The sequence below is a fragment of the Agreia sp. Leaf244 genome (assembly GCF_001422695.1).
Classification (GTDB): domain Bacteria; phylum Actinomycetota; class Actinomycetes; order Actinomycetales; family Microbacteriaceae; genus Agreia.
Window position 1 is genome coordinate 698281 of the sequence record NZ_LMLX01000002.1, and the last position, 19559, is coordinate 717839.

The window sequence follows — 19559 nt, forward strand, 5'->3', positions numbered from 1 at the left end:
TCAGGCCGGGTGGGCGGCGGGCTTCGGGGCGGCGATGGAGCCGCGGTCGAGATAGGTCGGGGCGATGAGCGTGACCTTCGGGTGGCCGAGCGCGTCGACCAAGGCCAACGCGTTCTCGACGGCCGAGTGGCACATCTCATCAAGGGGAAGCGGAATGGCGCTCAGCGGCGTCTCGAGCTCGTCGGCGGCGTAGCTCGCGCAGGCGGCGAGCACGGAGAGGTCGCCCGGAATCGACAGCCCGAGTTCGCTGATACGACGCAGCGCCCCCTCGACGATGGGCTCGTTGCAATGGAAGACGAGGGCGGTCATGTCGGGAAGTTGTTCGCGCAGCAGGTCGTAGGCCTGCTGCCCTCCCGAACGCCCGATCTCCGGCCACTGCGTCGCCGTGCGCACGCCGCGCGCCCGGCACTCCTCGTCGAAACCGTGCGTGAACCGGCGGATGAAGTTGGTGTCGCGGTCGACGTAGCTGTGCGGATGCCCGATCACGCCGATCGCCTTATGCCCGGCGTCGGCGAGCATGGCTACGGCATCCCGCCCCGCCCGGTCGAAGTCGAGGTCGATGCACGACATGTCGTCGATGCCCGGGGGCACCCCGATGAATGCCGACGGAAGGCCGAGACGCCGAACCAGGGGCACGCGCTCGTCGACCGTGGCGACGCCCATGATGACGACACCGTCGATCAACGATCGCGAGGCGGCGCGGCGGATGCCGGAGACCTCGTCGTCGGTGGCGAGCAGCAGCACGTCGTAGTCGTGTGCCCGTGCCGCCTCGACGACACTCGTCACGAACCGCATATGGGTCGGCAGGTGGCCGTCGGGGCCGAGCGGCGCGCTCAGGGCGAGGATGTTCGTGCGGGCGCCCGCAAGCATCCGGGCGCCGGCGTTGGGCTCGTACTCGAGCTCATCGATGGCCCTCATGATGCGCTGGCGCGTGGAGGCTGCGATGGACCGCTTGCCCGAGAGCGCGTACGACACCGTGGAGATCGACACGCCCGCGGCCTGTGCCACGTCGGTGATTGTCGCCATCTGAAGACTCCGGTGTCTGGGGTGGTGCGGTCTGTTTAAGCGCTTCGATTGTGAACGCGCTCTCAGCAGAGTACGACGCGAAGCGCTTCGACGCAACAGATATTGCTGACTCGCCCAACAAATCGGCTCGAGCAGCGGCGGCGGTCAGCCCGGCAGCACGCCCAGGCCGTCGACCTTCGGGATCGCCGACAGCAGCTGCTTCGTGTAGGGCTGCTGAGGGTTCGACCACACCTCGTTCACGTCGCCGCGCTCCACGATCTTGCCCCTGCTCATCACGGCCACGTCGTCGGCGATCACGCGCACCACCGAGAGATCGTGGCTGATGAACAGCAGCGACGCACCGGTCTCGAGCGCGAGACTGCGCATCAGGCCCGCGACCCGCGCCTGCAGAGACGCGTCGAGGGATGCGATGGGCTCGTCGCCGACGAGCAGGTCCGGCCCCGAAGCGATCGCCCTGGCGATCGCGATGCGCTGGCGCTGCCCGCCCGAGAACTGGTGCGGGAAGCGCGACCGGGCCGACGCATCCAATTCGACGTGCGCGAGCAGGTCGGGAACCGTCCAGGCCGAGCGGTCGGGGTTAACCTTCAGGCCGTCCTCGATCTGCCTGCCGATCGTGCGCCGCGGGTTCAGCGAGGCGTAGGGGTTCTGAAACACCATCTGGATGCGCAGCAGCTTGCGATCACGGGTACGCATGCCCAGGCGGGTCACGGGGGTGCCGTCGAACGTGATCGATCCGCTGTCGAGGCCCTCGAGCCCGCAGATCGCACGGGCGAGCGTGGACTTGCCACAGCCCGACTCGCCGACGAGCCCCAGCACCTGCCGGGTGCCGAGCGAGAGGCTCACGTCATCCACGGCCACGAGCCGAGGGCGACCCGCGACCCGGTAGCTGACCTTCACACCATCGAGTTCGAGCAGCGCCGTCATGATGCATCTCCTGTCGGGGCCGACTTCGGTGCCGCATCCGGGGCCGAGCCGTCGTGCGGCAGCGCGTCGATGAGCGCCCGCGTGTAGGGGTCGCGCGGGGCCGTGATCACCTGGAACCGGTCACCGTGCTCCACGATCTCGCCCTCGCGCATCACCGCGATGGTGTCGGCCAGCGCGCTCATCACGCCGAGGTCGTGCGTCACGAGCAGAATCGCGAGGCCGAGGTCGTCGCACAGCTCGCGCAGCAGGCGCAGGATGCCTGCCTGCACGGTGACGTCGAGCGCGGTCGTGGGCTCGTCGGCGATGAGCACGCTGGGGCTGCACATGATCGCCGAGGCGATGGCCACGCGCTGCAGCTGCCCGCCCGAGAACTGGTGCGGGTACTTCTTGAGGGCCCCGGCCGGGTCGGGCACCTTGACCTGCTCGAGCACGACGCGGGCGCGCTCGAGGGCCTCGCGCTTCGACATGCCCGTGTGCTGGCGCAGGTGGTCGGTGAGCTGCGATCCGATCGAGAGCATCGGGTGCAGGCTCGACGTCGGATCCTGGAACACCATCGCGATGTCGTTTCCGCGCAGGGTGTTGAGCTTCTTCGTCGGCAGCTCGAGCAGGTTGCGGCCCTCGAACTCGATGACGCCGCCGACGGTCGCCTGCTCGGGCTGCAGGCCCAGAACCGTCATGCCCGTCATGGTCTTGCCCGAGCCCGACTCCCCCGCGAGGCCCGTGATGCGGCCCGCTGGCACGTCGAGCGAGATGCCGCGCAGGATGCGCTTGGCCTTCTCGCCGCGCCCGATCGAGAGCGTCAGGTCGCGAATACTGAGACCGCCGGATGCCGATGGCCGGTTCACAGGGCCCGGCCTTTCACTGCGTCGGCGGTGCGCGGGTCGAGAGTGTCCCGCAGCGCGTCGCCGAGGAAGTTGAAGGCCAGAACCACGGTGAGGATGGCGAGGCCGGGGAACACCGAGATCCACCACGACGAGAAGTTCTGCACGCCGTCGGAGACCATCGCGCCCCAGTCGGGAGTCGGCGGAACGGCTCCGAGGCCGAGGAACGACAGGCCTGCGAGCAGCAGGATGGCTGTGCCCACGTCGAGCGTGGCCAGCACGACGACCGGCGCGATGATGTTCGGCAGGATGTCTTTGCCCAGCGACACGAACGGGCTGTTGCCGAGCAGTCGGCCGGCCACCACGTACTCCGAGCGCGACGCGACGACCACGAGCGAGCGGGTGACGCGGGCGTACGCCGGCCACGACACGATGAGCATCGCGATGACCGCGTTGGTCAGGCTCGGGCCGAGCGACGCGGCGATGACCATCGCAAGGATGATCGTGGGGAACGCGAAGACCAGGTCGGCGATGCGCATGATGACCTCGTCGGCGACCTTGCCGAAGTAGCCGGCCACCGATCCGGCGATCGTGCCGACGAGCAGCGACGACACGACCAGCAGCAGGGGCAGGATGATCGACACGCGTGCGCCGTCGAGAACGCGCGCGAGCACATCCCGGCCGAGCTGGTCGGTGCCGAACCAGTGCGCCGCACTCGGCGGCTGCAGGCGCTCGAAGTCCTGAGCCAGGGGCCCGGCGGGGCTGATCATCGGCGCAAGGAGCGCCAGCAGCAGCCAGACGACGATGATCGCCGTGCCGGTCACGGCCAACGGATTGCGCAGGGCCGCCGGGAACCGCAACCGGCGTCGGGCGGCCACGGCCAGAACATCCGGCTGGGGCCGCGAAGCGGGCGCTGTGGTCTGGCTCATGCGGCCCTCACCCTCGGATCGATGAAGCCGTATGCGATGTCGACGATGAAGTTCAGGCCGATGTAGACGATGCCCACGACGAGGCCGACGCCCATGATGGCGGGCAGGTCGAGCTTGGTGGCCGACGAGAAGGCGTATTCGCCGAGGCCGTGCCAGGAGTAGACCTTCTCGACGAGAACGGTGCCGCTGAGCAGCGAGCCGAACGCGATGCCGAGCACGGTGATGATCGGAACAAGGGCACCGCGCAGCACGTACTTGAGAACCACGGTGCGACCGGTGAGCCCCTTCGCCCTGGCGCCCCGCACGTAGTCGGCGTCGAGCACCTCGAGGATGGCCGAGCGCGAGAACCGCGTGAGCAGGCCGATCGTGTAGAGGGCGAGAACGGATGCCGGCAGCACGAGGTGATAGACCGCGTCGCCGAACGTCGCCCACTGCCCGGCCAGCAGCGAGTCGACCGTGTAGAGGCCGGTCACGTGCGGGGGCGCGACCGCCGTGGGATCGAGTCGCCCCGACCCCGGGAACAGGCGCAGCTGGAAGAAGAAGATGAAGTACACGAGCAGGGCCATCCAGAATGCGGGGACGCTCAGCCCGATCAGGCTGACCACGCGGATGATCTGGTCGATGAACGTGCGGCGGCGCAGCGCGGCCCAGAGGCCCAGGCCGATTCCGATGATGGCGGAGATCAGGATGGCGCCGACCGCGAGCTCGATGGTGGCAGGGAAGGCCTTGCCCAACTCGGTGGCGACCGAGGTGCGCGTCTGCGTCGACGTGCCGAGGTCTCCCTGGAAGAGGTGGCCGAGGTAGGTGAAGTACTGCACCGGCAGCGGCTTGTCGAGCCCGGCGTTCTCGCGGAACTGCGCAACGATCTCGGGATTCGCCGCCGCCTGCTCGCCGAGTGCGGCCTGCACGGGGTCGGCCGGCACCAGGTTGGTGAGGATGAAGGTGACGAGGGTGACGCCCAGCATGAGCAGGGCCGTCACCCCCAGCCGGATGGCGAGGTAGCGCGCCAGCGGGGGGATGCCCGCCGGCGCGCTGCGTCGTTCCGTCTTCACGGCGTCGATGCTATTTGATTCCGGCAAGGTCGATCGTCCAGACCGGGTTCAGGCTCACGCCCGTGATGCTGGGTGAGGTGACCACGTTCTGCGCGGGCTGCAGCAGGGGAACGAACGGGCCGCTCGCATTCTGTGCCTCCTGCAGGGCCGCGTAGACGCTCTGGCGCTCGTCGGTCGAGACCGCGGCCTTGGCGGCGGTGGCCAGGTCGGTCACCGTCTGGTCCGCTCCGGCAGCCCAGCCGGCGCGAAGGCCGACGAGCTCGCCCGGGGTGAACGCGAGGTAGTTCGACGGGTCGGGGAAGTCGGGGCCCCAGTACCAGAGGCCGACGGTTTCCTTGCCGTCGCGGTACGCGTCGAGCTCGGTCGCGACAGGGGCGGGAGCCAGCACGATGTTGATGCCGACCTCCTTGAGCTGGGCCTGCACCGACTCGGCGACGCTCTGCAGCGACAGACCCTGGACCGTGATGTCGTTCGGGAAGTTGAGCGTGACATCCTCACCGGCGTACCCGGATGCGGCCAGAGCCGACTTCGCGGCGGCGGCGTCGTACTGGTTGCCGTCGGATGCGTCGATCGCGCCGACGAAGAGCGACGGGATGAATCCGCCGGGCTGCACGGAACCCTCACCGGCGAGGTCGACGATCTTGTCGTAGTCGATCCCGGCCTTGACCGCCTTGAGGAAGTCGGGGTTGCTGGTGATCGCAGAGACCGACGGGTCCTGGTTGAGGAGCAGGAAGATCATGTAGCGCGACGGGCTCGAGAGAACCGTGACATCGGATCCGTCGAGCTCGGCGACCTGGTCGGGGTTCAGGTCGAGGGCGACCTGCGACTCACCGGCCTGGATGTTGAGCTTCTGCGTCGGGCCCTGCACGTTGCGCAAGACGACGCGGTCGTAGGCGGGGGCGTCACCGGTGTACTTCGGGTTCTTGGTGAAGACCACCTGCGAGGCCACGTCGAACGACTCGAGCATGTACGGGCCGGAGCCGGCGGACGCGCCGTTGAGGTAGGACTCGGCACCGTCGGCGTCGGTCGCCGTTCCACCGTTCTCCTCGACGACCTTCTTGTTCACGACGCTGAGGGCCGGGTTCGGAAGGATGTACGGAAGGGCCGGGTTGGGCTCGGCCGAGGTGAGCGTCAGCGTGGTGTCGCTCGTCTTCTCGACGGTCACGCCGTCGAGCAGGAACGACGGGTTGCCCTTGATGCCCTGCACGCGCTGCAGCGAGAAGACGGCGTCGTCGACGGTCACCGGGGTGCCGTCGGAGAAGACGTGGCCATCGGCCATGGTGAGGGTGAGCACCGTGTTGTCGGCGTTCATCTCGTAGCTGGCGAGCCCGTCGATCGGCTTCGTCACGTCGTCACCCTTGAAGGTGAGGAGGGTCTCGTAGAGCGCCTTGGCCACGATCGAGCCCGTGGTCTCGTACTCGCGGTTCGGGTCGGCGGTCTTCAGGTCGAACGAGGAGTCGACGACGACGGACTTGCCGCCGGAGGATGCGGAGTCGCTCGAGCCTGCGCTGCAGGCTGTGATGCCGAGCGTCGCGACGACGGCGATGCCGACGATGCCTGCGATGCGGCGGAATGGTGACAACACGAGGGTGGTCTCCTATCGGGTGAGGAAGGGTGCAGGGCGGGTTCGGCGCGATGAGGCGGTGAATTCTGAACGAACCGAATGTGGAATGTTGTCTTGAAATTACTTCTCACACAGATCAAGTGTCAATCTGACCGCATCAGATAGAGACAAAGTGATGACAGCAACCGCCTTTTCGACATAACATCTCCAAACAAGAGACTCTGCAGCCGCGGAGACGGACAAAACAGGGAGTCGAACGTGGATCTTGATGAGACGCATGTGCGCATGCTGGAGATCCTGAGAGACAACGGGCGTATTTCAATCGCCACGCTCTCGGAGCAGCTCGGCATCTCGCGTTCGAATGCCTACACGCGCTACGAATCCCTGGTGCGCAACGGGGTCATCCGCGGAGTGCACGCCGACATCGATCCGGCCGCCGTCGGCCTCGCCGTGGCGGCCATGGTCTTCGTCACGGTGCGGCAGAGCCAGTGGTCCGATTTCCGCAGCCGACTCACGACGCTCGACGAGCTCGAGTCGTTCACGGTGATGACCGGAGAACACGACGCCATGCTGCTCGTGCGGGGATCGGGCGTCGCCGCCATCCACGACCTCGTTGCCACGCGACTCGCGCAGTGGCCGTCGGTCAAGGCCACCGTGACCGTCTTCATCATGGACGAGATGACCTCGAACGTCTCGCTGCGCATGGGCGCCGCGACGAGCGACACCCTGCAGCAATCAGGCGAGCGCTACGGAATGACGCGGTTCGTGCGCACCAGCGACGAGCGGGCCAAGAGTGCGGAGAGCGCACAGAACGCTAGGCGCGCACCTCGCGGCACACGCTGACATGGTCGGCCCCGTCGGGGCCCACGAAGTCCTCTGTCAGCTCGAGCACACCGTCGTCGGTGCGGCTCACGACGGAAGTCGCGGAGCCCGCGGTGGTGGTTCCGTCTGTGCCCAGGTGCACGAAGGAGACGTGCAGTACGTCGCGGTCGCGATAGCCGCTGAACCGTCCGACCGTCACCGTGTCGCCCGTGTAGTCGCCCCAGATCACACCGCGATCCTCGCGATAGTGGAACCGCGACGGCGCCGTCGTCGAGACCGCGCTGGCGGTCGACGAGACCATGTCGAATACCGTGTCGTCGATAGATTCGTCGAAGGTGCGGGAGGCGGCGGCAGCGGAGGCGTCGGAGGGGGTGCTCATGATCGCCCACTGTTCCGGAGTGCGCCGCAGCTCGTCAATTCCCGGGCAGAAAGTCCGTTGGAGGGTGTCAGCCACATGACATTCACGGACGAATAGGCACGTTCGGGTTCAGGATCAGGACAGATCGGCGCCAGCGCCGTAACGAGCTTGAAACCTGTTCGCAGATCCGGCTACTTTGCAGTCATGACTACTCTCTCGCCCGCTCCGCGCGACCCCCGGATGCCTCGGCTCCCCACCTCCGACGCCTTCCGCGAGTTCATGGCGAGCGGCTGGGGCGAGCTCGATCGCACCGCCCGGGTGACGCCAGGAGCGGCCGAGGCGGCGGCCGACCACCGCCGATTGCTCTCGGCAAGATTCCCGCGCGAGACGCTCGTCGTGGCGAGCGGGCGCAGTGCCGTGCGCTCGAACGACACCGAGTTCGACTTCCGCCCGCACAGCGACTTCGCCTGGCTCACCGGATGCGCGGCGGAGGCGGCCGTGCTGGTCATGCGGCCGGTCAGTGCCAGCGACGGCGCATCCGGTCACGACGCCGTGCTCTACCTCATCGAACCGGCCTACGCCGGCGACGAGGCCTTCTACACCGACGCGCTGCGCGGCGAGCTGTGGGTCGGGGCGGCGCCCGGCCTCGACGACTGGGCGTCGGCCCTGCAGATCGACGTGCGCTCGCTCGCCACGCTTCCCGACGATCTGCTCGCCATTCACACCGCCGTGCTGAGCGCCGGTGCGAGCGAGCCCGCCCTGTCGGAGGCCGGAATCGACGAGCCTTCTCCACTGCTCGAGCAGGCGCTGTCAGACTTGAAGCTCGTGAAGGACGAGTGGGAGATCGCCCAGCTGCGCGCCGCCGTCGACGCCACGGTCGCGGGCTTCTCGGCCGTGGTCGCCGAGCTGCCGGCCGCACTGGCGGGCGGCGGCGAGCGCTGGCTGCAGGCCACGTTCGACAGGCACTCGCGGCAGGGCGCGAACGGCGTCGGCTACACCACGGTCATGGGGTCGGGGCCCAACGCGGCGACCCTGCACTGGTCGCGCAGCGACGGCCCGGTGAGCGAAGACCACCTCGTGCTGCTCGATGCGGGCGTCGAGGTCGACACCCTCTACACGGCGGATGTCACGCGCGTGTTCCCGGCATCCGGCACGTTCTCGCCGGCCCAGCGCCGCGTCTACGAACTCGTTCTCGAGGCGCGAGCAGCAGCGCTGAGCGTGCTGCGCCCGGGTGGGCTCTTCTCCGACTTCCAGGAGGCGGCGCACGACGTGATCGCCCGCGGTCTGCACGGCTGGGGCATCCTGCCGGGCACGCTTGAGGAGGCGCTGAGCCCCGAGGGGCAGTACCACCGCCGCTACGCCATCTGCGGCAACGGCCACCACCTCGGACTCGATGTGCACGACTGCGCGAAGACCAGCGAGGAGCTCTACCTGCGCACCCCCCTCGTGCCCGGAATGGTGCTCACCGTCGAGCCGGGCATCTACTTCCACGCGAACGACCTCACCCTCCCCGAGGAGCTGCGCGGCATCGGCGTGCGCATCGAGGACGACCTGCTCATCACGGAGTCGGGCTACGAGAACCTCTCGGGCGCCCTACCCGTGGAGGTCGCCGACGTGGAGGCGTGGGTGCGCGCGCTGACGCGGTAGCGCCACTCGCTCGCCGCTCGCATCGCCGCTCGCATCGCCGAGCGCGGGACTTCGCGCGTCGCGCGGTGGTTCCGCCGCCGCGCTCAGCGAGAACCGCCGCGCTCGCCGACGCGGGCCCGTAGGGCACTCCCCACCAGCACCGTGCGACCATGGGTACTGTGCAATCACGAGCGTCCGAATCAGAGCTCACGGATGCCGAACTGCGGCTTCTCGAGGCGAGATTGCGCGAGCGCCGGGCCGAGATCGACACGGAACTCGGCGGGCTGGCGCAGACGCTCGTCGAGGTGCGCGAGGCCCGGGGCGCGGAGTCGGTCGACGACGAGCACGACCCGGAGGGTCCGACGCTGTCGAGCGAGTGGTCGCGCATCCACGGGGTGCACGGCGAGCTCGCAGCGGCGTCGGTGGCGGTGGATGCGGCCCTCGACCGCGTCGCGTCGGGGTGCTACGGAGTGTGCGCCCGCTGCGGCAAGCCGATCGGCTTCGCCCGCCTCGACGCGCGCCCTGAGGCCACGCTCTGCATAGCCTGCGCCCGAGCCGCCGAGCGCTGAGCGAGCCCCGCCCGCCCCGCCCGTTCCCTGAGCGCCCCGCCCGTTCCCTGAGCCTGTCGAAGGGAAACTCCCCTACCGAGCCCCTCCGACAAGCTCAGGGAACGAGCCGCCGTATCGAGATCACCTCTGGCTAGGCTGAGCCCATGATCGCGAACTCAGAAGCCCTCGTCTTCTCGTCATTCCTCGCCTACGTCGTCGGTCTCGCGATCGGCGCACTCGTTCTCTACATGGTGATCCGTTCGGCCGTCGCGTCTGCCCTCTACAAGCACCAGCTGTGGCTCGAGCAGTACCGCCCCGCCACGAACCCGGGGCCTCAGCCGCCGACGCCGCCGGCCCCGCCCGTTCCCTGAGCCTGTCGAAGGGAAACCCCTCGACCGACCCCCTTCGACAAGCTCAGGGAACGAGGCCCCTTCGACAAGCTCAGGGAACGAGGCGGCTCACGCGGCGACCTCTTCGAGCACCTCTCGGAACGCCAACGTCGCCGGGTGGTGCGACCCGCTGTCGCGCACCGACGTGAAGATCGATCGGCGCGCATCCCCCGGCAGATCGATGAGCAGGCAGCTCGTCTCGCGCCCCGCCCACACGAGCTCGGGCATCAGCGCCACCGCGTTCCCCGACTCGATCAGACGGATCTGCGCCTGCAGGTCGGCGGTCTCGTAGCGCACATCGGGCTCGAAGCCGGCGATGCGGCACTGCTGCAGCGCCCAGTGCCGAGACGCGGCGCCCGCCGGCTCCATCACCCAGGGAAGGTCCCGCGCATCCTGGATCGACGCGACGGCATGGATCTGCCGCGAGGTCGGCGGAACGGCGAGCGACACGGCATCGCTCGTGAGCCGCTTCTTGTCGAGCTCCGGATGCCGCGGCGCCGCGTGGGCCGGGTACTCCTCGGCGACCACCATGTCGAAGTCGCGGGCCCAGGTCTCGTAGAGCGCGGTTTCGGGCTCGCGCTGCACCATCTCGACCCGCACCTCGGGATAGCGGGAGCGCATGAGGCTCAGCGCATCCGGCATCAGGGCCAGGGCGGCCGACTGGAACACGGCAACGCGCACCGTGCCCGTGACGGCTGTCAATGACGCGGCGAGCGTGGCCTCGGCGCGCTCGAGGATCTCGAGCATCGACGCCGTCTGGGTCACGAGGATCTCGGCCTGCGGGGTGAGCTGCACGCGTCGGCCGACCTTGCGCAGCAGCTCGACGCCGGTCTCCTTCTCGAGCAGGGCGAGCTGCTGGGACACCGACGACGGGCTGAAGTTCATGGCCGTGGCGACCTCGGCGAGGGTGCCGCGGATCTTGAGTTCGCGCAGGATGCGCAGGCGCCGGGCATCGAGCACGGGCGGAGCCCCATTTCATTAGCTGAGCTGATGGTTATTGGTTATAAACGGTCACTTTATCTAATGTGAACCTCATCCCATACTGAACCCATGACCGACATCGCCGCACACCCGGAAGCCGACTCCACCACGCCCGCGCCCGCGCCGGCCGAGCGGGCCGACCTTCCCACCCCCGAGGCGGCCACCGCGCTCGTTCGCCGCTGGCTCACGGAGGCCGCCGCCATCCCGGCCGACGCCTCGGCGCAGCGCCTCGCCGGCGTGCTCAAAGACCCGAAGGGCCTCGACTTCACGGTCGGCTTCGTCGACGGAGTCGTGCGCCCCGAAGACCTGGGCGTCGCCGCCCGCAACCTGCGTGCTCTGGCCCCGAATGTGCCGGCGTTCCTGCCCTGGTATCTGAGGAGCGCCGTGCGCCTCGGCGGCCTGGCCGCTCCTGTCGTCCCGGCCATCGCCATTCCGATCGCCCGCAAGGTTCTGCGCGGCATGGTCGGTCACCTCATCATCGACGCCACCGACGCCCGCCTCGGCTCGGCCATCGCGAAGCTGCGCAACCACGCCGAGGGCACGAAGCTCAACGTGAACCTGCTGGGCGAGGCCGTGCTCGGCGAGGCGGAGGCCGCCCGCCGCCTCGAAGGAACCCACCGCCTGCTCGCCCGCGACGACGTGGACTACGTCTCGATCAAGGTCTCCTCCACCGTCGCGCCGCACTCCGCCTGGGCCTTCGACGAGGCCGTCGCCCACATCGTCGAGCGCCTCACTCCGCTGTTCGAGCGCGCTGCGAAGGCGACGCCGGCCAAGTTCATCAACCTCGACATGGAGGAGTACAAGGACCTCGACCTGACCATGGCGGTCTTCATGCGCATCCTCGACGACCCCCGCTTTCACTCACTCGAGGCCGGAATCGTGCTGCAGGCCTACCTGCCCGACGCCCTCTCCGCGATGATCCGCCTGCAGGACTGGGCATCCGCTCGCCGTGCCGCGGGCGGGGCCGGGGTGAAGGTGCGCATCGTCAAGGGCGCGAACCTGCCCATGGAGGAGGTCGAGGCGAGCCTGCACGGCTGGCCGCTGGCGACGTGGTCGTCGAAGCAGCAGAGCGACACCAACTACAAGCGCGTCGTGAACTACGCCCTGCACCCCGACCGCATCGACAACGTGCGCATCGGCGTTGCCGGGCACAACCTCTTCGACATCGCCTTCGCGTGGCTGCTCGCCCAGAAGCGCGGCGTGACCGCGGGACTCGAGTTCGAGATGCTGCTCGGCATGGCGCAGGGGCAGGCCGAGGCGGTGCGCCGCGAGGTCGGATCGCTGCTGCTCTACACGCCCGTCGTTCACCCGCAGGAGTTCGACGTGGCGATCGCGTACCTGATCCGCCGCCTCGAGGAGGGCGCCAGCCAGCAGAACTTCATGTCGGCCGTCTTCGAGCTCAGCGAGAACGAGGCGCTGTTCACCCGCGAGCGCGAGCGATTCGAGGCCTCTCTCGCCGAGCTCGACGACGCCGTTCCGCAGCCCAACCGCACCCAGAACCGCACCGCTACCGAGGCCACCGCACCGCGCACCGGCTTCGACAACGCCGCCGACACCGACCCCGCACTGCCGCAGAACCGCGCGTGGGGCCTCGAGATCCTGCGCCGCGTTCCCTCGTCGCTGCTCGGCGACGACACGATCGCCGCGTCGATCGTGCACGACGAGAGCGAACTGGATGCCACCATCCAGAACACGGCCACGGCCGGTTCAGCGTGGGGCCGGCTCTCGGGCGCCGAGCGCGCCGAGGTGCTGCACCGGGCCGGTGACGAGCTCGCCCTCTCTCGCGCCGACCTCATGGAGGTCATGGCGAGTGAGACCGGCAAGACCCTCGACCAGTCGGACCCCGAGGTGTCGGAGGCCATCGACTTCGCGCACTTCTACGCCGAGCGCGCCCGCGAGCTCGACGCCCTCGACGGCGCCGACTTCGTGCCGGCCGCGCTGACCGTGGTCGCTCCCCCCTGGAACTTCCCCGTCGCCATCCCGGCCGGCTCCACCCTCGCGGCCCTCGCCGCGGGCTCGGCCGTCGTCATCAAGCCCGCCCGCCAGGCCCGCCGCTCGGGCGCCGTGATGGTCGAGGCGCTGTGGAGGGCGGGAGTCCCCCGCGAGGCGCTGCGCCTCGTGCAGCTCGCCGATCAGTCCCTCGGCCGCACGCTCATCGCCCACGAGGCCGTCGACCGCGTGATCCTCACCGGTGGATACGAGACGGCCGAGCTGTTCCGCTCGTTCCGCCCCGACCTGCCCCTGCTCGCCGAGACCAGTGGCAAGAACGCCATCATCGTGACCCCGTCTGCCGACCTCGACCTCGCCGTCAAAGACGTGGTCGCCTCGGCGTTCGGCCACGCCGGGCAGAAGTGCTCCGCCGCATCCCTCGTGATCCTGGTCGGCTCGGTCGCGAGCTCGCGCCGGTTCCGCACCCAGCTGGTGGATGCGGTGTCGTCGCTCACGGTCGGCTACCCGGCCGACCCCAGCACGCAGATGGGCCCGATCATCGAGAAGGCGAAAGGCAAGCTGCTCTCCGGTCTCACCACCCTCGGCGAGGGCGAGACGTGGCTGGTCGAGCCGAAGCGCCTCGACGACAGCGGGGCCCTGTGGAGCCCGGGAGTTCGCGCCGGCGTGCGCCGCGGATCCGAGTACCACCTCACCGAGTACTTCGGCCCGATCCTCGGCATCATGACGGCCGCAACCCTCGAGGAGGCCATCGAGATCCAGAACGAGATCGACTACGGCCTCACTGCAGGGCTGCACTCGCTGAACTCGGCCGAGCTCGGCGTGTGGCTCTCGCGCATCCAGGCCGGCAATCTCTACGTGAACCGCGGGACGACCGGTGCGATCGTGCGCCGGCAGCCCTTCGGCGGCTGGAAGAAGTCGGTCGTCGGACCCGGATCGAAGGCCGGCGGACCGAACTACCTGCTCGGCCTCGGCTCGTGGAAGACGGCCGTGAGCCACGCGGATGCTCCGGTCGCGAACGCGTCGGTACGTCGCCTGGTCGACGCGGCCGCGACGGAGCTCGGCGCCGACGAGTTCGGCAGCCTGCGTCGGGCCGCTGCGAGCGATGCCGCCGCGTGGGCATCGGAGTTCGGCACGGCGCGCGATGTCTCGGGGCTCAGCGCCGAGCGCAACGTGTTCCGCTACGTTCCGCGCCCCGTGACGATCCGCTTCGGCAGCGACGCCCGCGATGCGCATGTCGTGCGCGTGCTCGCCGCGGCGTTCGTGTCGGGCGCGCCGATCGACGTGTCGGCCGCTGTGGCCCTGCCGTCGGAGCTGCGCGCCGCCGTTTCGGAGTGCGGCCTGTCGATGCGCATCGAGAGCGACGAGGCCTGGCTGGCCCGCGCGAACACGATGTCGGATGCGACGATCCGGCTCGTCGGCGCATCGGCCGGCGAGCTGGCGATCGCCACGGGCGGCCGCCCCGACCTGGCCGTGTACGCCGGCGAGGTCACGGAGTCGGGCCGCATCGAGCTGCTGCCGTTCTTGCACGAGCAGGCCGTCTCGATCACGGCGCACCGTTTCGGCACACCGAACCACCTGAGCGACAACCTGATCTAGCGGCCCGTTCCCTGAGCCCGTCGAAGGGCAGCCCTTCGACAAGCTCAGGGAACGGCCGGCCTACGCCCCCGCGAAGAACGCCCCCACAGCGGCCGACAGCGCCACCGGGTCGTTCACGTGGCAGAGCTCCCGTGCCGAGTGCATCGACAGCAGCGGAACACCCACGTCGACCGTGCGAATTCCGAGCCTCGTCGCCGTCAGCGGCCCGATCGTCGATCCGCACGGAACCGAGTTGTTCGACACGAACTCCTGGTAGCTGACGCCCGCTCGCTCGCAGGCGCGCGCCCACAGGGCCGCACCGAGCGCATCCGTCGCATAGCGCTGGTTCGCGTTGATCTTGAGCAGCGGACCGCCGCCCGCGATCGGCGTGTTCACGGGGTCGTGCCGCTCAGGGTAGTTCGGGTGGATGGCATGGCCGGCGTCGGCCGACAGGCACCAGGATGCGGCGTACGCCCGCAGGCGGTCGGTCGGGGTGGCGCCGAGCCCGGCCCCGATACGGGTGAGCACGTCGTCGAGCAGCGGGCCGGAGGCGCCGGAGCGCGACTCGCTGCCGAGCTCCTCGTGGTCGAAGGCGGCGAGCACGCTGATGTGCTTCGCGCCGCTGCCACTAGCACCGCCGCCGACCGTCTCATCGGCCGCGGCGGCGATCAGCGCGACCAGTCCGGCGTAGACCGACGAGAGGTTGTCCATGCGCCCGGCCGCGAAGAGTTCGTCGTCTTTGCCGAAGCGGGCCGGCGCCTGGGTGTCGGCGGTCAGCAGGTCGTACCCCGCGACATCCCATGCGGGCACCCCGCCGAGCTGGGCGAGGTGGGCGAGTAGATCGCCCGCGTGGCCCACGCCGAACACGGGGGTCAGGTGCCGCTGCTTGTCGAGCGTGAGCCCAGAGTTCACCTCGCGGTCGAGGTGGATGGCGAGCTGCGGGATGCGCAGGTACGGGCCGGTGCGCACGAGATGCTCGCGACCGTCGCGGGTGACGAGCCGGCCGGCGAGTTCGAGCTCACGGTCGAGCCACGAGTTGAGCAGCGGGCCGCCGTAGACCTCGACGCCGGCCTGCAGCCATCCGCGGTTCGCAATCGTGGGCTTCGGTTTGAGCTTGAAGGCGGGCGAGTCGGTGTGCGAGCCGAGCACGCGGAACGGCGTGGTCGACGAAGCCCCGCTCGGCTGGATCCACGCGATGATGGCTCCGTCGCGGATCACGTAGCGGCGCTCGGGTCCGTCCTGCACACCCGCGTCGTCGCGCACGCTCCAGTCGCGCTCCTCGTCGAGCCGCGAGAATCCGGCCTCGTCGAGCCGCCGGGCGGCTGCGGCCACCGCGTGATACGAGCTCGGCGACGCCTGGATGAAGCGGGCGAAGTCGTCGATGTAGGCGTCGGTCGTCATGGAATCCATGACTCAATCCAACCACTCGCCACGAAACCGTGCAGTCCCAGCGCCTCCTCGTCGCCAGGTTGCGAGGCGCGGCTGTGGCTGCACGAAATCGTGCTACTCGTCGGGGAAGACCCGCTTATACGTGCGCCCGTCGGGCAGCGTGACGGTCTCTGCTCTCAGGAGGCCGCGGCTGATGCGCAGGTAGATCGCCTGGGCGCTCACGCCGAGCTGCTTCGCGGCCTCCGACACCGACACCCCGGGCAGGTCAGTGGGCACGCTGCTCGGGCGGGCGGAACGCTTGCGCCCCGCCTCGTGCCGCTCTGCGATCTCGGCGTCGGTGCCGTGCCAGCGCCACTTCGCGGCGGCGGCCCCGAGGCCGGCGGCGTTCGCGATGTCCTCCCACGTGATGCCGGATGCGCGGGCCTCACGAACGGCGTGCAGGGTCGCGGCGTCTTTCTCGAGTTCGGCGGCGAGCATGCGCACCGCGCGGATGCGATCGAGGGGCGCGGGCGGGGACTGGGGCGATGCGGCGGCGGCGGCATCGAGCTCGGCGACGCGGGCGAGCCACGCGCGGCTGTCGTCTGAAAGGAAGGACACGCGCCATATTAACCCGCGAAGCTGCGACTGATTCAGGAGAAGCGCGCGGCCGACGCCACTATCCACGCGGCCAGCCTCTGCTCCCGAACACGTGACGCCGGTCAGAGGCTCTCGGCACGCCGATCGAGCCGCTTCAGGGCCTTCGGAGAGTCGTTGAGCGCCGCTGCTCCGCGGTGCTGCGCGCGCACGGTCATGGCGCCGTAGACGAAGGTGTTCTCGCCCGCCGCGTGGGCTCGGTTCGAGGTCAGCAGCAGGTGCTCCACGAACAGGGCGCTGTCTCGGTGGTCGCCCAACGCATCCTGCACCCGCTCGGCCTCGCGGGCGATGTACCGGTACTTCTTTCCGAGCACGGCTGTGCCACCCTGCGACACCGCGTCGGCCGCGAAGCGCAGTCGACGCGCGGCCTTGCGAGCGCTGTGCAGGGCCTGGTCGCCGCGCGCGTCGACGGCGCCGCCCGATCCGGATGCCCCGGCGAACGCGGCCGCGCCGGCCCGCTTGCGCAGACGCCCGAGTTCGCTCGCGATCACCTTGGCGGCGACCACCTTGATCGACTGGCGCCTCTCGCCCCGCTCCGAGAGCGGCGGGTTGGCCACGAACTCGTCGAGGGCGTCGAACAGCCGATAGTACGACGCGCTCGACAACATCCTCAGCGCGGCCGCGTGCGCTTGGCGGTACTCCTCGAGCGAGCCCTCGACCAGTCGGCGGCGCGAGGCGTCGTCGACCCGGTGTCCGATCTCGGCAAGTTCGTCGTCGGCCAGCTGCGCGCGCACCTCGGCGTCGCGCGCTGTGCCGAGGACCGCGCCGAGCGAGCGCAGCTGATCGCGCAGAGAATCCACCCGCTGCGCGTCGAAGAGGCGGCTGTAGGCCGCGAGCACGCTGCGCAGCCGTCGCACCGTCGAGCGCATACGGTGCACGGCGTCGGGCTGGTCTGCCCTCGCCTCGGGGTCGAGCTGCTCGAGCTGTTCGACGAGCTGGCGCAGCGCCTCGATGATCACGTCTGCCGCGGGGCTCTTCGACGTGAGGGGAGCGGCCTCCGCGGTCTCGGGAAGCAGCTCCGCAAGAGAGGTTTGTCCGAGTGCGCGGGCGATCTTGGCCGGCGACGACGACACCGAGGCGGCCTCGGCCAGCACGGCGACTTCGAGCGCGTCGAGCAGTGCGGTGCGCTCCTGCTCGTTGTCGGGAGCGCCCGGCAGAAGCTCCATCTCCCATTCGCGCCAGGCCCGCACCGACCCGCCACGAACATCCGATGCCGTCACCAGGTCGTCGGCGAACTCGGCCACGGCCTCGCCGCCCCCGGCGAGCAGGTGCGTCGCGGTGCGGCGGGTCGAGATGCGCGCGACCGGGGTCAGGATGCGATCGCGCACGATGGCGCGCACCGGCTCGAGCACCGAGTCGGGCACGGTCTGGGCCGACCCGCCTTCGATCGCCCCGGCCTCACCCGGTGAGGAGTCGACGTCGAGAGGCCAGTGCAGCTCGGTGCGGCCCTCCGCCGCGGGGCGCTTGATGTGCCACCCCTCGTCGCCACCGCCTTCGCGACGACGCACGATGTGGCGCCTGCGCAGGAGGTCGAAGTCGTCGGTGTCGTAGTACACGGCCTCAAGCGTGACGGTCTCGTCGACGGAGACGTTCTCTATACCCTCGACACTCGTGAACGTGGGCACGAGCGCGTTCTCGTCGACGTCGTACTTGCGCTCGATCTCGACCTGGCTGGTGTGCTTCATGGCTCCCATTGTCGCCGACGACGGTCAGCGCTGCACGCGGAACCTGTTCTCGGGATCGAGCTTCACCAGCATCTTGCCCATGATGCGGTTCAGGTCTGCCACGTCGTCAGACGTCAACGGATCTATCACGTTCTCGCGCACGGTGGCGACGTGTCCGGGAGCGGTGGCGACGACCTTCTCCCACCCGGCCTCGGTGAGCTGGGCATTCGTGGCGCGACGGTCTTCGGGGCAGGGAGCGCGCTCGATGTAGCCCCTCTTCTCGAGGCGCGAGACGACGTGCGAGAGCCGGGGAAGGGTGGAGTTCGTGGCCGACGCGAGCTCGGTCATGCGGAACACGCGGTTCGGCGCCTCGGAGAGCATCGCGAGGGTGAAGTACTCGAAGTGGGTGAGGTCGGCATCGTGCTGCAGCTGACTGTCGAGAACGCCCGGCAGAAGCTCGACGACGGCAATGAACTTCACCCAGGCTCGCTGCTGCACGTCGCTCAGCCAGACATCCTCATTCATGCTGACCATTCTATCGGAATAGTTGACGCTACAACTAAGTAGACGTACATTACTTGTAACAACAACTAAATCGGGCTCTGGTCCGATCGATGACAAATAGGAGATTCTCATGGCGCTCGTCACCATCATCGGAGCAGGAAACATGGGTTCGGCCATCGCCGCAGTGGCAGTCGCCGGCGGTAACGCGGTGCAGGTTCTGGCCCGAGATGCAGAGAAGGCCGTGGCGGTCAACCCCCAGGCGACCGCTGGCGTCGTCGGCGACGCCATCACGGGCGACATCGTGGTGCTCGCCCTCCCCTACGGCGCGGTCGCTCCCGTGCTCGAGTCCTACGCCGGACAGCTCGACGGCAAGGTGCTCGTCGACCTGACCAACCCGCTCGACTTCTCGACCTTCGACTCGCTCGTCGTCGCTCCCGGGTCGTCGTCTGCCGCAGAGATCGCCGAGGCCGTACCCGGCGCATCCGTTCTGAAGGCGTTCAACACGAACTTCGCCGCGACCCTGGCGACCGGGGCCGTCGGCTCCGAGAAGACCTCGGTGCTGCTCGCCGGTGACGACGCCGACGCGAAGGCGGCCCTCGCGGCCATCATCGACGGCGGCGGACTCAAGGCCGTCGACGCGGGCAGCCTGAAGCGCGCGCACGAGCTCGAGGCCCTCGGCTTCCTGCAGCTGACGCTGGCGGCCGCGGAGAAGACTTCTTGGACGAGCGGATTCGCCCTGGCCGACTAAGCCCCTTCGGCGCGGCACCCGTCACACGAATGTGCCCGTTTCCCTCCATCTGCTCC

General features: G+C 69.2%; 18 protein-coding genes. 6 read left to right on the top strand and 12 right to left on the bottom strand.

The window, feature by feature from the left end:
- The 6 genes from ASF06_RS08095 to ASF06_RS08120 all read right to left on the bottom strand — a co-directional run bounded on the left by ASF06_RS08095 (nt 1) and on the right by ASF06_RS08120 (nt 6337).
- The gene (locus ASF06_RS08095; RefSeq protein WP_055945421.1) at nt 1-1026 is read right to left on the bottom strand and encodes a LacI family DNA-binding transcriptional regulator; all 1026 of its coding nucleotides are present in this window, start codon (nt 1024-1026) and stop codon (nt 1-3) included.
- Between the two features lie 144 nt (nt 1027-1170).
- Nucleotides 1171-1950: an ABC transporter ATP-binding protein gene (locus tag ASF06_RS08100; RefSeq protein WP_055945423.1), complete on the bottom strand. Its 780-nt coding sequence runs from the start codon at nt 1948-1950 to the stop codon at nt 1171-1173.
- Nucleotides 1947-2795: an ABC transporter ATP-binding protein gene (locus tag ASF06_RS08105; protein ID WP_082500782.1), complete on the bottom strand. Its 849-nt coding sequence runs from the start codon at nt 2793-2795 to the stop codon at nt 1947-1949. Before ASF06_RS08105 ends, ASF06_RS08100 begins: the two co-directional genes overlap by 4 nt.
- Nucleotides 2792-3700, bottom strand: coding sequence for an ABC transporter permease (locus ASF06_RS08110; protein WP_082500783.1), 909 nt, complete (start codon nt 3698-3700; stop codon nt 2792-2794). Before ASF06_RS08110 ends, ASF06_RS08105 begins: the two co-directional genes overlap by 4 nt.
- Nucleotides 3697-4752: an ABC transporter permease gene (locus ASF06_RS08115; RefSeq protein ID WP_055926492.1), complete on the bottom strand. Its 1056-nt coding sequence runs from the start codon at nt 4750-4752 to the stop codon at nt 3697-3699. Before ASF06_RS08115 ends, ASF06_RS08110 begins: the two co-directional genes overlap by 4 nt.
- A 10-nt stretch (nt 4753-4762) precedes the next feature.
- Nucleotides 4763-6337 (bottom strand): ABC transporter substrate-binding protein, encoded by a 1575-nt coding sequence (locus tag ASF06_RS08120; RefSeq protein ID WP_055945425.1) that lies wholly within the window; start codon nt 6335-6337, stop codon nt 4763-4765.
- A 237-nt stretch (nt 6338-6574) separates the two neighbouring features.
- Here ASF06_RS08120 and ASF06_RS08125 point away from each other — a divergent pair, with 237 nt between their 5' ends.
- The gene (locus ASF06_RS08125; protein WP_157439117.1) at nt 6575-7159 is read left to right on the top strand and encodes an Lrp/AsnC family transcriptional regulator; all 585 of its coding nucleotides are present in this window, start codon (nt 6575-6577) and stop codon (nt 7157-7159) included.
- Here ASF06_RS08125 and ASF06_RS08130 read toward each other — a convergent pair.
- Nucleotides 7131-7517: a hypothetical protein gene (locus ASF06_RS08130; RefSeq protein WP_055926484.1), complete on the bottom strand. Its 387-nt coding sequence runs from the start codon at nt 7515-7517 to the stop codon at nt 7131-7133. The two genes, ASF06_RS08125 and ASF06_RS08130, sit on opposite strands and share 29 nt — an antisense overlap.
- 183 nt (nt 7518-7700) lie before the next feature.
- On the opposite strand from ASF06_RS08130, the gene ASF06_RS08135 reads away from it, so the two are divergent.
- From ASF06_RS08135 to ASF06_RS08145, 3 genes are all read left to right on the top strand, one after another.
- The gene (locus tag ASF06_RS08135; RefSeq protein WP_055945429.1) at nt 7701-9143 is read left to right on the top strand and encodes an aminopeptidase P family protein; all 1443 of its coding nucleotides are present in this window, start codon (nt 7701-7703) and stop codon (nt 9141-9143) included.
- A gap of 149 nt (nt 9144-9292) precedes the next feature.
- The gene (locus ASF06_RS08140; RefSeq protein WP_082500784.1) at nt 9293-9691 is read left to right on the top strand and encodes a TraR/DksA family transcriptional regulator; all 399 of its coding nucleotides are present in this window, start codon (nt 9293-9295) and stop codon (nt 9689-9691) included.
- Between the two features lie 143 nt (nt 9692-9834).
- Complete coding sequence (locus tag ASF06_RS08145) at nt 9835-10041, top strand: hypothetical protein (RefSeq protein WP_055945432.1); 207 nt, start codon at nt 9835-9837, stop codon at nt 10039-10041.
- A gap of 87 nt (nt 10042-10128) precedes the next feature.
- On the opposite strand, the gene ASF06_RS08150 is transcribed toward ASF06_RS08145, so the two are convergent.
- The gene (locus ASF06_RS08150; RefSeq protein ID WP_055945434.1) at nt 10129-11019 is read right to left on the bottom strand and encodes a LysR substrate-binding domain-containing protein; all 891 of its coding nucleotides are present in this window, start codon (nt 11017-11019) and stop codon (nt 10129-10131) included.
- Between the two features lie 90 nt (nt 11020-11109).
- On the opposite strand from ASF06_RS08150, the gene ASF06_RS08155 reads away from it, so the two are divergent.
- Nucleotides 11110-14586, top strand: coding sequence for a bifunctional proline dehydrogenase/L-glutamate gamma-semialdehyde dehydrogenase (locus tag ASF06_RS08155; protein WP_055945437.1), 3477 nt, complete (start codon nt 11110-11112; stop codon nt 14584-14586).
- A gap of 60 nt (nt 14587-14646) precedes the next feature.
- Here ASF06_RS08155 and ASF06_RS08160 read toward each other — a convergent pair whose 3' ends face one another.
- The 4 genes from ASF06_RS08160 to ASF06_RS08175 form a co-directional block, all read right to left on the bottom strand.
- The gene (locus ASF06_RS08160; RefSeq protein WP_055946336.1) at nt 14647-15966 is read right to left on the bottom strand and encodes a M18 family aminopeptidase; all 1320 of its coding nucleotides are present in this window, start codon (nt 15964-15966) and stop codon (nt 14647-14649) included.
- A 102-nt stretch (nt 15967-16068) separates the two neighbouring features.
- A complete protein-coding gene (locus ASF06_RS08165; protein WP_055945438.1) occupies nt 16069-16551 on the bottom strand; it encodes a hypothetical protein in 483 nt (160 codons plus the stop codon).
- Between the two features lie 101 nt (nt 16552-16652).
- Nucleotides 16653-18272, bottom strand: a complete 1620-nt coding sequence (locus ASF06_RS08170) for a CYTH and CHAD domain-containing protein (protein ID WP_162237690.1) — start codon at nt 18270-18272, stop codon at nt 16653-16655.
- A 24-nt stretch (nt 18273-18296) separates the two neighbouring features.
- Nucleotides 18297-18776 (bottom strand): MarR family winged helix-turn-helix transcriptional regulator, encoded by a 480-nt coding sequence (locus ASF06_RS08175; RefSeq protein WP_055945442.1) that lies wholly within the window; start codon nt 18774-18776, stop codon nt 18297-18299.
- Between the two features lie 109 nt (nt 18777-18885).
- Between ASF06_RS08175 and ASF06_RS08180 the strand changes: the two genes are divergently transcribed.
- Nucleotides 18886-19503, top strand: coding sequence for an NADPH-dependent F420 reductase (locus ASF06_RS08180; protein ID WP_055945444.1), 618 nt, complete (start codon nt 18886-18888; stop codon nt 19501-19503).
- Nucleotides 19504-19559 lie beyond the last annotated feature (56 nt).

What these genes read in the sequence shown, in the direction of transcription:
- ASF06_RS08160 (WP_055946336.1), bottom strand. Translation starts at nt 15,966, where the DNA reads ATGACGACCGACGCCTACATCGACGACTTCGCCCGCTTCATCCAGGCG.
- ASF06_RS08145 (WP_055945432.1), top strand. Translation starts at nt 9,835, where the DNA reads ATGATCGCGAACTCAGAAGCCCTCGTCTTCTCGTCATTCCTCGCCTAC.
- ASF06_RS08100 (WP_055945423.1), bottom strand. Translation starts at nt 1,950, where the DNA reads ATGACGGCGCTGCTCGAACTCGATGGTGTGAAGGTCAGCTACCGGGTC.
- ASF06_RS08140 (WP_082500784.1), top strand. Translation starts at nt 9,293, where the DNA reads ATGGGTACTGTGCAATCACGAGCGTCCGAATCAGAGCTCACGGATGCC.
- ASF06_RS08170 (WP_162237690.1), bottom strand. Translation starts at nt 18,272, where the DNA reads ATGAAGCACACCAGCCAGGTCGAGATCGAGCGCAAGTACGACGTCGAC.
- ASF06_RS08095 (WP_055945421.1), bottom strand. Translation starts at nt 1,026, where the DNA reads ATGGCGACAATCACCGACGTGGCACAGGCCGCGGGCGTGTCGATCTCC.
- ASF06_RS08155 (WP_055945437.1), top strand. Translation starts at nt 11,110, where the DNA reads ATGACCGACATCGCCGCACACCCGGAAGCCGACTCCACCACGCCCGCG.
- ASF06_RS08175 (WP_055945442.1), bottom strand. Translation starts at nt 18,776, where the DNA reads ATGAATGAGGATGTCTGGCTGAGCGACGTGCAGCAGCGAGCCTGGGTG.
- ASF06_RS08135 (WP_055945429.1), top strand. Translation starts at nt 7,701, where the DNA reads ATGACTACTCTCTCGCCCGCTCCGCGCGACCCCCGGATGCCTCGGCTC.
- ASF06_RS08180 (WP_055945444.1), top strand. Translation starts at nt 18,886, where the DNA reads ATGGCGCTCGTCACCATCATCGGAGCAGGAAACATGGGTTCGGCCATC.
- ASF06_RS08110 (WP_082500783.1), bottom strand. Translation starts at nt 3,700, where the DNA reads ATGAGCCAGACCACAGCGCCCGCTTCGCGGCCCCAGCCGGATGTTCTG.
- ASF06_RS08130 (WP_055926484.1), bottom strand. Translation starts at nt 7,517, where the DNA reads ATGAGCACCCCCTCCGACGCCTCCGCTGCCGCCGCCTCCCGCACCTTC.